Source organism: Fibrella aquatica, from assembly GCF_041321135.1.
Lineage (GTDB): Bacteria > Bacteroidota > Bacteroidia > Cytophagales > Spirosomataceae > Fibrella > Fibrella aquatica.
In genome coordinates this window covers 15,265-27,273 of sequence record NZ_JBGGWF010000007.1, presented here as the reverse complement: position 1 = coordinate 27,273, position 12,009 = coordinate 15,265, and the positions used below count along the sequence as shown (strand labels likewise).

Sequence of the window (12,009 nt, the reverse complement as noted above, 5' to 3'; positions counted from 1 at the left end):
GCTGACCTATTCGTCAGTACCATTTCACTTTACACTCTACCATTTACAATTATGAGCCTAACTCTTGGTGAATTAAAGGGCATTAACGATGCCTTAACTAATTTGTTAAAGGCCCAGGGTCTGGTTGATTCCGATACCTTACTGGAAGCAACCCGTACTCCCCACGGGCGTAAAGAACTGGCTGAAACCATTGGCGTTGATAAATCACTCATTCTGGAATTGGCCAACCGGGCAGATTTGGCTCGCATTAAAGGCATAGGCCGTGTATACAGCGACTTACTGGAGGAAGCGGGCGTTGATACGGTAAATGAATTGTCGAACCGGGTGCCCGCAACCCTGCACGCTAAACTAGTTGAAATTAACAGTGTTCGTCAGTTGACACAACGACCACCCTCTGCCGATCAGGTAGCTGGCTTCGTTGAACAGGCAAAGACGTTGCCTACCATGTTAGAATATTAAGCAACTGATAGTTAATCGATTATCCTTACTTGGCGCAAGTTCTTAAAAAGTTGTAGACTTAAAAAAAGGGTTCAGGACTATCCTGAACCCTTTTTTTAAGTCTACAGATCAGGTTAAGGGTCTGGCCAGGTACGTTACCAAGCGCTCTTCCAGATCATTTAGGGTTAGATTAATATCTAGTTTTCCGTCGGTTGCCAGCGAAAGGCGACCTGTCTCTTCCGAGATGGCAATTACAGCAGCATCCGTGGCCTCACTCATGCCAATGGCCGCCCGGTGCCGAAAACCCAGCGTGGCGGGCAACTCGGCATCGTCGGAAACGGGCAAGATGCAGCGTGCCGCCTGAATCCGACCTTCACCAATAATCACTGCTCCGTCGTGCAACGGGCTATACTGGTTGAATATGGCCAGCAAAAGGGGTTTAGATAGTTCGGCATCAAGACGCTCGCCTGTGTCGGCTACTTTCGACAAATCGTCGTTTCGTTGGATGACAAGCAACCCGCCCGAAAATTCAGCAGCCAGTGTTTTGCAGGCATCCAGCACGGGGCGGATCGGGGTTAAAGGCTCGGGCTTGTCGATCTGCCGGAGTAGCCACCGACGTACCCAGCGGTTGTTACCAATATTGGTCGATTTACCAATAAGCAATAGAAAGCGCCTGATTTCCTGCTGGAAAATAATGATCAGCGCCAATGCACCAACGCTGATGAAATACTCAAGAATCGTTGTCAGTAAGTTAAGCCCCAGTGCTTTGGCTACCAGATAAAACAGGTAAACCAATAAGTAACCCAGAAAAACCCGACTGGCAACGCTCCCGCGCACCAGGTTATAGATCTGGTAAAGCAGAATAGCAACAACGGTAATGTCGAGCAGATCGAGCCAGCCGACGTCGAGAAAGCCAAGGCGGAAAACAAGCATGAAACAGAAGAACTAAATAAACAAAACGCCAGGGCAAGATACGACGATTGCTCGCTCAACCATAGAAATCCTACCCAGCACCGGATATTAGACGCTGGACACGGGGTTTTGGATACAAAAACAGCTTAACTGCTGCTTTGATTGTTTTACACCCGAAAAGATTGCCCTTCGATAGCTAACCCAGTCGCCGGAAATTCATCCTGTGCCTCTGTCAAAAACTCGTCGAAGGTTTTGTAGCGGAGCGAGAAATGACCGATCAATAACTGGCCAACGTCGGCTTTTCGGGCTAACTCACCCGCCTGTCGGGCCGTCGTGTGGTGCACCTCAGAAGCGCGATCGCCATTGTCGTCCCGAAACGTAGCTTCATGATACAGCAGGTCGACGCCCTGAATCTGCTCGATGATCCGTTCGTTATACCGGGTATCCGAGCAGTAGGCAAAGGAGCGTGGTTTGGGGCCAGGCGTTGTGTACTCGTCGGCTGCGTACAGAATCTCTCCGGCTTCATCCAGTACATCGTGACCTTCTTTCAGTGTCTTCAATACACCGACGGGTACGTCGGCTGGCAGTTTATCGCGCAGGAGTTTTGGCTTGGGCTGTTTCTCGCGAAATAAAAATCCGGTGCAGCCGATGCCGTGGTCGAGCGGAATGCTCTCTACCGTCAGTCCGGGAAGATCGAGCAAAAGGGCCGACTTGTGCGGGTCAACAGGCTGAAAGTGGAGGGGAAAGAAAAATTGGCCCTTGGTGATTCTAAATGTTGTGGTGATAATTTCATCGAGGCCGTGCGGACCGAAAATGTAAAGATCTTCGGTCCGCCCGCCCATACTGAGGCTCGACAGCAGGGGCATGAGGCCAAAATAATGATCGCCGTGGAGGTGGCTAATGAAGATATACTTCAGCTTACCGGGGCGGGCTCGTTGTTCCAAGAGCCGGTATTGGGTTGCCTCACCACAGTCGATCAGGAAATAGTCGCCGTTATAATGAACCAGTTGTGCCGTTTGGTGGCGGTCGAGGGCAGGGGAAGCCGACCCCGACCCCAGAATAGTTACCGAAAAAGGAACTGCCGACGGCTTTTCAGCTACCGGATGATCAACGTTCTGGCTCGAAGCTTTCGTCCAACTCTCCATCATACTCATCGTCGGCTCCGCTACCGAAATCGTTTTCTAATTCGTTTATAAACACGGCGTCGATCGCTTCTTCAACCGTGGGTAAAATGGTGAGATCGGCAATGTTGGTCTCGTACAGAAAATCGGTCAGGTCATCGTTTTTCGTCACCAGCACCAGTAGCCCCAATTCGTTGCTACACTGCCGGTTTATCTTTCTGATGGCCATCACGCCGGGGTCATCGACAATCTGGATCGTGGCCAGATCAACAATGAGGCGGCTGAATCCTTCCCGGAACAGGCTCCGGGCTGTTGTTTCAAACTTGGCGGGTGCCTCTCCGGTAAACTGCCCTTCACTGGCGCGAAGTAGGGCATACCGCTCCGTCTTCTCGATACTAAACTCCATTTAACCTGATGCGTTTTTTATTAATTAGTAGGAATGAACACTTTTACTGTAAATAAGCTAGAATAGCCGTTTCAACGCGGTTGCTGGCATTACTAGTGTCGGTACGCTGAAAAGGCTGACCGGTTACGGTTTCATACAGCTCAATGTAGCGGGCCGAAATCTGATCGATCCATTCATCGCTCATATCGGGAATGGTCTGCCCTTCTTTCCCCTGAAAGTTATTGGCAATAAGCCATTCTCTAACGAATTCTTTCGATAATTGTTTCTGGGCCTCGCCCGTTGCCAGCCGGTCGGTATACCCATCTACATAATAATAACGGCTCGAATCGGGTGTGTGTACTTCATCGATGAGATAGATGGTATCGCCGATCTTGCCAAATTCGTATTTGGTATCAACCAGAATCAGACCACGTTCGAGTGCCATTTGGCTACCACGTTCAAAAAGCGCCAGTGCATACTGTTCTAACTGCACGTAATCGGCTTCATTGACCAGACCACTGGAAATAATGGCTTCCCGCGAGATATCTTCGTCATGACCTTCGTGGGCTTTGGTAGTGGGCGTCACAATAGGTTGGGGCAGCTTTTCGCTTTCGCGAAGACCTTCCGGTAACGCTACGCCACACAATTCTCGGCCACCCTCGCGGTAGGTACGCCAGGCATGACCGGCCAGATAGCCCCGAACAACCATTTCGACCGGAAACGGAGCACAGGCATGGCCCACACTCACAGCCGGGTCAGGTACGTCGAGTAGCCAGTTGGGGACAATATCGGCGGTGGCGGCCAGAAAATGAGCTGCCGTCTGGTTGAGTACCTGCCCTTTGTAAGGGATCGGACGAGGTAGCACCACATCGAACGCAGAAATGCGATCAGAGGCAATCATCACCAGCAGAGGCCCTCCGGGATGATTGGCAAATGAATATACGTCGCGTACTTTACCCTTGTAGTAGCCGGTTTGGCCGGGAAAGTTAAAATGGGTTTCCTGAATGGAAGGCATAGAAAAGGAAGTGGTAAGTCAAAAAGAAGTCAAAAAGCCGGGAAAGCTGGTTGATTAGGTTAGTCGTTCAATAATGATGGCCGAGGCACCGCCACCGCCGTTGCAGATACCAACGGCCCCGTATCGACCACCGCGCTGCTGTAGTACGTTGGTCAGGGTTGAAACGATGCGTGAGCCCGACGAGCCCAGGGGATGGCCAAGTGAAACAGCGCCGCCAAACACGTTTAGTTTTTCCTGAGGTACGTTCAGTACCTGACTAAACGCCAGAGGAACCACGGCAAAGGCTTCGTTGATTTCAAAAAAATCGATTTGGTCAATGGTTAACCCAGCACGCTGGAGGGCCAGGGGAACTGCTTTGGTCGGAGCCGTGGTGAACCATTGTGGCTCCTGCTCGGCGTCGGCATAGGCCAGAATACGAGCCAGCGGTTTAAGACCCAGTTCTGCGGCCTTCGTTGCGCTCATCAGCACCAGCGCCGACGCGCCATCGTTGATGGTGGATGCATTGGCCGCAGTAACGGTTCCGGATTTGGTAAAGGCTGGTTTGAGAGTCGGAATCTTATCGAAAAATACGTTTTTGTATTCTTCGTCTTCGTGCACCGTTACCATGCCTTTACGGCCAGGTACGTCGACTGGTACAATTTCTGAGGCAAAGTGACCCGCATTGGTCGTGGCCTCGGCCCGCTGATACGATTGTATAGCGTACGCATCCTGCTGTTCCCGAGTGATCTGGTATTTTTCCGCCGTGGCGTCGGCAAAAACGCCCATCGCACACTGGTCGTATACATCGAGCAGACCGTCTTTTGCCAGTCCGTCAACCAGTTCGGCATTGCCATATTTATAACCGAAACGTGCTTTGGGTACGTAGTAAGGCACGTTCGACATACTTTCCATGCCGCCCGCCACGGCCACATCGATCAGGCCAAGCTGAATGCTTTGCGCGGCCAGCATAATGGATTTTGTGCCGGAAGCGCATACCTTATTGATGGTCGTACACGGAATGTTGGCAGGCAATCCGGCTTTTAGCGCTGCCTGCTTGGCGGGTGCCTGTCCAACATTGGCCGACACCACATTGCCCATATAGACCTCCTGTACCAGTTCGGGAGCTACGCCGGCCCGTTCTAGTGCGCCTTTAATGGCGGCCGCACCCAGGTCGGTAGCCGACAGCGTGGATAAAGCGCCGCCAAAACTGCCGATAGGGGTTCGTACTGCTGCTATAATGACTACTTCCTGCATGGGTAGGTTGTTGAGTGTTGATGAATAAAGAGAGTTACCACCGTCCGTTTGTAGGATCGGTTTTTTGTTTGGCAGCCCGCCGACGAGCCAATTCGTAGGGGAGGTCGTCAGCTTGTAATGCGTCGAGGACCTCCCGGGCCTGTGCATCAGAAAGGGTTGTATTTCTGAACCGGTCGAGCTTATCTCGTTGCTGTTCCGTTTTGTCTACCTGTTGCCCCTGACTGCTTTCTGGCTGCGGTGTAGGCTGTGGTGTTGTCTGAACGGTATTGGGTCGGGCTTGTTTTCCGGAAAAGCGCAATTTAAGCAGTTCGTAATTCTGGCGGGCTGCCACATTATCCGGGTTGTTCAGCAGGGCACTACGGAAGTGCACCAGTGCCAGGGTTGTGTCTTTGTTCAGGCAAGCCAGGAGCCCTAGTTGCGTTGCGGCAACTGACCGCAGCTGAGGCGTTGCTTCTGCGCCTTCCGAGGCATAGTGACGTTTGGCTGATGCATACTGACCAAGTTTAAAGTATACATGCCCCAGATTAATCTGTTCGCCCAACGACGGCGACTGACTGGTTTGAACAATATAGCGATAATGAACCAGAGCTTCCTGAAATCGGCCTGCCTGGTAGGCAACAGCAGCCTGTCGACGCACCTTGTTCCGACGAGAAACCAAACCCAGTCTGGTTTCGTCCACCATAGTGTCGAACCAGGTGGCGGCGATAATCAGCAGACTTGCCAGGCGTACCAGAAGAAGCATAGTGAGGCCAAAAGTAAGGAATTTTATGTGTCGGTTGTGGTTTCATCAGAGCCGAAGTGTTCTAACCGTGACCAGTACGTCGAGCATAATCAGAAAGAGGGCGATACTCAGGAAGTAGTAGTATTTGTTGGTGGTTACCGTTACCCGGCGCTGATTAATGGTTTTACCGGGTAATGACCGTAGCCCGGTTGCGATTTCATCGGCTACCTGATCTGACAGATCGAAATACTGGCCGTTCATCGGTTTGGCAAGTGAGCGTAGAAAATCGCGGTTCAGCCTGGTGTGCGCCAGTTGTCCCTGCTCATCGGTCAGGTATTTTTTGCCATTTCGCAGGGTGCTGCCTGCATCGGTACCCATACCTACGGTGAAGAGGGCAATATCGTACCGGGCCAAGCTGGTTAGAGTGGCTGGCGGGCAGTTGCCAAAGTTTTCGCCGTCGCTGAGCAACACAATGGCCCGGGTACGTTGCTGTGTGCTCGAGTCGGCCAGTATTTTGTCGCGAGCCAGGGCAATGGCATCGCAAAGATTTGTTCCCCCGCCAACGGCGTCACTTCGCACCGCCCGTAAGAGTTGATTCACTGCCTGATGATCGGAGGTGAGTGGTGATAGCACAAACGCATCATTGGCCACCAGAATAAGTCCAAACCGATCGGTGACGAGTGAGTCGCTCAATTGCTGAAGGGTGAATTTAGCGCGTTCCAATCGGGTTGGTGCTACGTCTGTAGCCTCCATGGATCGGGATACATCGAGCAGTAGAAATACATCTCTTCCCTGCGCCGACATGGCCCGGCTGGCTTCGCCGAAGAGTGGCCCCATCAACGCGATCAGCAGGAGGCCAAGGGCCAGCGAGCGAAGCACAAACTTGGGTACTACCGACCAGGGGGTGGTATTTAGCTGGCGAGCCAACCGAAGAGTACGGACGAAATAGAAACCGTAGAAGCATAAAAAGAGCCCAACGAAGATTGCTTCCGTTGTTGAAAATGAAAATAACCAGTTCATAAAAAAAAGTTGGCCAACTGCGTATAAATCGTGAGCAGAGCCAGTAAGCTCACTTACAGACATTTGTCTGAAGCAGGTGATAGAACGGGCGGGCCGATGATTGGCGAATTTAACAGCAATGTGAAGAAATTCTTGCTCAGTGTTTGTCAGACGCAATTTATTACCCTACATTTGTATCCTCATCAGGCAGGAAACGGCAGGATGATCAGCCAAGTGGAGAGATGGGTGAGTGGCTGAAACCAGCAGTTTGCTAAACTGCCGTACCCGCAAGGGTACCGCGGGTTCGAATCCCGCTCTCTCCGCCACAAACAGTACCAGTACTTTTGCTTGTTAATTTTTTTACCGGTAACAAGTAAATCAACACCTCGGGGTGTAGCGTAGCCCGGTATCGCGCCTGCTTTGGGAGCAGGAGGTCGTAGGTTCGAATCCTGCCACCCCGACCAGTAAAGAGTTTAAAGTTTAACGTCTAACGTTTGACAAAGCCCCGGCCAGATCAAACATTAAACTTGAAAACTTTAAACTCTTTTTTTTTGGTCCCATAGCTCAGCTGGATAGAGCATCTTCCTTCTAAGAAGGCGGTCATTGGTTCGAATCCAATTGGGATCACTATGATAATCAATTAGTTAAGTGTTTTAGTTGATTGTGTTTTTATTTTTGGTTGAAACAATCTGTGATTACTTGTATGAGTATTCTAAACGGTAGTCTTACAATCAGAGGTTCGGGAGGTTCGAAACTCTAAATCCTTACCATTGAAAATTAAGCACTTAGCAGATGATGTTAAGTGCTTTTTTGCATTTAGGTACAACAATTGATTGACTGCTCTTTTCGTGTATCAATGACCTACGACAAGTGATTATTACAAAGCAATTTAAAACCCTATATGCTTACAATTCATAATCGCTTATACTTCTGTCGACAGCTAATTGACTATACAAGAATATACCTGCTAAAGTGATTTAAACGAAACTGACGTAAACAATTCTCTAAATGGAGTATGAGACTTGGAGGTGCAATAGCTGTGATTAAGCAAGCATAAATGTTGAAGATGTTTGTGTTGAGTGGATATGGCGACCAGAAGTAGGTGGTGAACACCCGAAGATGGTTGGCCTTCGTTTGGTTCATCAATAGTTTGCAAGCCTTTCAAAACTGAACTTTGGATGCAATTATGATAAGGACGAAGAGTATTCATTACGAAAGGGTATCGTTCAGGAATTGGGATTGAAGGAATACCCAGGGAGTGAGGGTCTTCTAAGGCTACTAGAAATGCTTACTAGCAATGAATTTTCCACCCAGGGTTCAGTTAACTTAATAAAGAGTCTGCATATACCCGGCCACGAAAAACCAAGGGGGCATTACAAAGCAGCTATAGGCGAGGGTATAATTTTGCCTAGCAGATATGAAGATTCGCACATACAGGGAAAAATTTAACGAGTGTTGGCTTAGGTAGAAAGTCCCATGAGCGAGGAATTTTTGCGTTAGCCATGTAGACAGTGCATAGTTCATCAGCTTGTTTACGCACATCTTTTTCCTCGAGAGTGCTGGCTAAACTGTATCATTCGAAAGCCAATGGAGCCTTCTTCATAATTGTTGTGGTAACAGAAATAGGTCACGCATAGAGATGGGTTCTGAAAGCGGAGTTGAAATAGGGTAAGTTGTGAGGGTATAAAATTTAGCGTGTCAATGACCACTTTGAGCTGTTTAGCGGACTCGTAGCTCAACCTGTGCCGTATCATCTTCGCCATTCAAATAGCCGTTGCCGTGAGAACTATCGGGATCAGGCCAATCGCAAGACTGTATCTCGGTGAAGATCGTTTTGGAACCTGTTGCATTGACCTGTACCTGGAAACTAAACGTAAGGGCTGGAAAACAGAAATAGATACCACCCGCTACAGTTACCTCTTGCCCATTGGCAGAAATACCATTGCCGGCCAAAAAACTGATGCCTTCGGGTAAGGTACAGCGAATAACAGGCGTCAGCATCCGGCTCGACTGATCGTTGGTCAGGGTCAAGCTAATCGATATCACATCGCCAACAGTTGGGCTGCGGTTGCTTAGCGCCATGGTAAGTCCCAAGTCAGCAAACCCGTCAGGCAAGGTAGAGGGCGTTTGTTGCACGGTGGGAAGGATTGCTGGATTGGGTTCGGGTGAAGAGTAGGTGCCGCCTGTTTCCTCGGTACGTAGGTCAACCCACACCACGTCATCCTGTCCATCATTGGTACCGGAGTTGGGCCAGGAGTCGGGGTCGGGGTTTGTCGAGGCCGTGATTTGCGCCGCCAGCCTACTCGTGCCGGGCAGTTGCTGCTGCACGGCAAATACTAATTCCTGCCTACCACCCGGCACTAGCGAGGTAATGACACCCTGAACAGCGTCCACCAAGGCTTGCATATTTCCTAGATCGGCTATGCCTATAGAAGCGGGCAATCGGCTCATAATTTGCAGATCAGAAACTGTAGTTGTGCCTTCGTTTACCGCCGTGATCGTGACCGAAATCGGCTCGCCTACCTTCGCTAATCGTCTATTAGTTCGCATCCGCAAGGCTACATCGGCGAGAGGCTGATTTAGTACCGTAATTGTTAGTGGGTCAGATGGGTTACTTGTACAATTATTTGCTTTGCAGGTGGCCCGGTATGTGGTCGTTATAGTTGGCGCAACAACGATACTTTTGCCCGTCATTTGATTTGACCAGACAATATCATAGGGACTGAACGTCGGACAATTAGTAGCCGTCAGAGTTACACTTGATCCAGATGCAATCACGCCCTGACTGGCCATGAGTTTAGGGGCCTCCAGTCCATAGTTAATGTATACGGTATCTTTAATGGCAGCATAATTGCAGTTTGCGCCAAAGGTGGTTGTCAGTATATACCGCCCTGCATCAGCGGCTGTCGTGTTGGGTACATCAAGCTCACTAGGGCCATCAATTGTCTGCCCATTCGGACGTTCCCATGAGTAAGTTGGTTGGGGGAAAATGTCTTGCCACCAGTAACTTGAACTGGCAATTAACCCCAGCAAGGAGCCATCACAAATACTGGCAGGCGTAAAAATGTTGGCCATATAGCCGACCAGGCTTCTCTGTAAAATAGTGCTGGACGGTGTCTCTACGGCCAGCGTCAGGAAATCCACCGCGTAACCTGCGCAGGTACCAGAATATGTTGCCGTCACACTATAAATGCCACTCATAGCAGACGTGACATTTGTTAGGATTGCTGTGGCGGTCGTAGCACTAAAATTATCAGGGCCTTTCCAACGAAACGAATCAGGTGTACTAGTCTGTGAACTGGCAGTCAGCATAATAGTTGAGCCAGGACAAACCTGATCAAACGCGCCTATTCCGCTCCTCACCTCACTTTGGGCGTCGATAAGCGGAGGACCAATGGTTAGCATATGGGTACTGGTAAGCGTAGTAGCACAACTACCTGTGTATGTTGCTGTAACGCTGTACGAACCTGCTGATGCATTCGTTACCGAAATAGCCTGCGTGGTGCCGATGGCTCCGGTTGGGCCAACCCAAGCGTATGAGCTGGGGGACTCATTGGTGTCTGCTATCAAAATGACCGTCGAATTCGGACAGTAGCGGCTCGTTGTGTTTCCAGCTACATCATAGCTGGTGATACTTAGTGTAGGCAATTCATAAGCAAACGGATATGTGCTCACCATACTGCCACACCCATTGGGAAACGTGGTGGTAAGTGAATACAGGCCACTTGCCACAGGCGTTCCCGTAACCGTCGGATTAGGCGACGTGCTGGTGAAACCACCTGGCCCTGTCCATGCATATGTTGCTGACGAGGTGTTTGGGTATATGTTTAGATCAAGCGTATTAACGGGGCATGACGTTTCCCTACTACTATAGATCTCCACGGCTGGCGGCCCGATCGTGATGGTTTGCCACATTACCACGGTACCAGAGCAGGCACCCGAATACTTCATCGTGACCTTATACATGCCTGCCGCACCATTGACAACTGTTACGGAGGAACCAGTAGCTGTAAAACCATTTGGTCCAGCCCAAACAAAAGTGGTTGACAGTGGTGAAGAGCCAAACGTGTAACTGGCAGTCATCGTGAACGCTCTATTGGCACAGACCCGAATGCCGGTTGCGCCAAACTGGCCTTCGGGTACATTGATGTTTATCCTTGGCTGATACTGAAGTGCACCACCTCTACTGCTTATTCCGCATCCGTTAGGATAACTAGCTGTACAGGTATATATACCCGGTGGAACGGGGTTACCTGTTACCACAGGGTTTTGCTCGGTGCTATTGAAATTGTTTGGGCCTGTCCAGGAGTACGTTGGCTGTAGGGCATCATTGGATGTGCTCGCAGACAGCGAATAGCTGGTTACCGGGCAGGTAGTTAGCCCATATGACCCGGATGCAGAGCTGGTTCGACCAGTAAGGTTAACCTGCGGCGTGCTACTATAGATGTATTGTGTGAGTGAGATAGTCTCAGCACAGCTACTGGAAACCGTAACCTGGTAGTAATCCGTTGCATGTAAAGTATGTGAAGACAATACAGTAAGTGCTGGCAACGTACTCAACACGGTGCCCACTGAATTACGCCACACGTAGGAAGTTGAACTTGGTTGAGATTCCAGGCCTGTGGCCGTCAACACGGCTGTTGTGCCCGGGCAGAATTCAAAGACAGGCTTATTTTTACTGTTTGTTACCGATATGTATACAGAAGTGTAAGAAAACGGCGGCGCTGTCAGCGAAACAGTATCGCTCGACACACCACACGTACCTGGAAATGTAGCTGTCACGATATATGACCCTACTGGTACTGGTGATCCGGTAACTATGGGTGATCGGCTGTTGCTGGAGTAACTGTTGGGACTCGTCCACAGGTAGGTTGTTGCGATAGGATGCCCCTGGAAATCCATGCTAAGCGACAGACTACTGGGTGCGCATGCGACTACTGCTTTTGACCAGTAAGCCATATCAGCGGTACGACCATATGCATTCACTTTAGGTGTACCTGGCGCAGGCGTGATGCTGCTGGTAGCAAAGCCGGTGTTGTTGCCTGTATAAGCAATCGTCAGGCTGTAGGAACCGCTCATGGCGGCTGTACTATATGGCACTAATGGTGTAAAACTATTACTTGTGAAACTGTTAGGTCCGCTCCAAAAGAAAGTAACACTGATACCCGATGGCGGCGGAGTCCAC

Annotated in this window: 9 protein-coding genes and 3 tRNA genes; 4 read left to right on the top strand and 8 right to left on the bottom strand. The window is 50.1% G+C overall.

What is annotated here, in order from left to right; genetic code table 11:
• The first annotated feature begins 51 nt into the window (after positions 1-51).
• Positions 52-459, top strand: coding sequence for a DUF4332 domain-containing protein (locus tag ACAW87_RS16510; protein WP_370724740.1), 408 nt, complete (start codon positions 52-54; stop codon positions 457-459).
• A gap of 108 nt (positions 460-567) precedes the next feature.
• Here ACAW87_RS16510 and cdaA read toward each other — a convergent pair whose 3' ends face one another.
• The 7 genes from cdaA to ACAW87_RS16475 form a co-directional block, all read right to left on the bottom strand.
• A complete protein-coding gene (gene cdaA / locus ACAW87_RS16505) occupies positions 568-1,371 on the bottom strand; it encodes a diadenylate cyclase CdaA (RefSeq protein WP_370724739.1) in 804 nt (267 codons plus the stop codon).
• A gap of 146 nt (positions 1,372-1,517) precedes the next feature.
• The gene (locus tag ACAW87_RS16500) at positions 1,518-2,504 is read right to left on the bottom strand and encodes a ribonuclease Z (RefSeq protein ID WP_370724738.1); all 987 of its coding nucleotides are present in this window, start codon (positions 2,502-2,504) and stop codon (positions 1,518-1,520) included.
• Positions 2,458-2,877, bottom strand: a complete 420-nt coding sequence (locus ACAW87_RS16495; RefSeq protein ID WP_370724737.1) for an STAS domain-containing protein — start codon at positions 2,875-2,877, stop codon at positions 2,458-2,460. The genes ACAW87_RS16500 and ACAW87_RS16495 overlap by 47 nt, the downstream gene beginning before the upstream one ends.
• A 43-nt stretch (positions 2,878-2,920) precedes the next feature.
• Positions 2,921-3,871, bottom strand: coding sequence for a phosphoribosylaminoimidazolesuccinocarboxamide synthase (locus ACAW87_RS16490; protein WP_370724736.1), 951 nt, complete (start codon positions 3,869-3,871; stop codon positions 2,921-2,923).
• A 54-nt stretch (positions 3,872-3,925) separates the two neighbouring features.
• Positions 3,926-5,104, bottom strand: coding sequence for an acetyl-CoA C-acyltransferase (locus ACAW87_RS16485; RefSeq protein WP_370724735.1), 1,179 nt, complete (start codon positions 5,102-5,104; stop codon positions 3,926-3,928).
• A 34-nt stretch (positions 5,105-5,138) separates the two neighbouring features.
• Positions 5,139-5,846 carry a hypothetical protein gene (locus ACAW87_RS16480; protein WP_370724734.1) on the bottom strand — a complete coding sequence of 236 codons (708 nt, stop codon included), beginning with the start codon at positions 5,844-5,846 and terminating at the stop codon, positions 5,139-5,141.
• A 45-nt stretch (positions 5,847-5,891) separates the two neighbouring features.
• Positions 5,892-6,845, bottom strand: a complete 954-nt coding sequence (locus ACAW87_RS16475) for a vWA domain-containing protein (protein WP_370724733.1) — start codon at positions 6,843-6,845, stop codon at positions 5,892-5,894.
• Between the two features lie 215 nt (positions 6,846-7,060).
• Between ACAW87_RS16475 and ACAW87_RS16470 the strand changes: the two genes are divergently transcribed.
• The 3 genes from ACAW87_RS16470 (at position 7,061) to ACAW87_RS16460 (ending at position 7,451) form a co-directional block, all read left to right on the top strand.
• Positions 7,061-7,150 (top strand) — tRNA-Ser (locus tag ACAW87_RS16470).
• 61 nt (positions 7,151-7,211) lie between these two features.
• Positions 7,212-7,288, top strand: a tRNA-Pro gene (locus ACAW87_RS16465).
• A gap of 89 nt (positions 7,289-7,377) precedes the next feature.
• Positions 7,378-7,451: transfer RNA gene (locus tag ACAW87_RS16460), tRNA-Arg, on the top strand.
• A 1,092-nt stretch (positions 7,452-8,543) separates the two neighbouring features.
• Here the strand turns inward: ACAW87_RS16460 and ACAW87_RS16455 are convergent.
• Positions 8,544-11,903: a hypothetical protein gene (locus ACAW87_RS16455; protein WP_370724732.1), complete on the bottom strand. Its 3,360-nt coding sequence runs from the start codon at positions 11,901-11,903 to the stop codon at positions 8,544-8,546.
• Positions 11,904-12,009 lie beyond the last annotated feature (106 nt).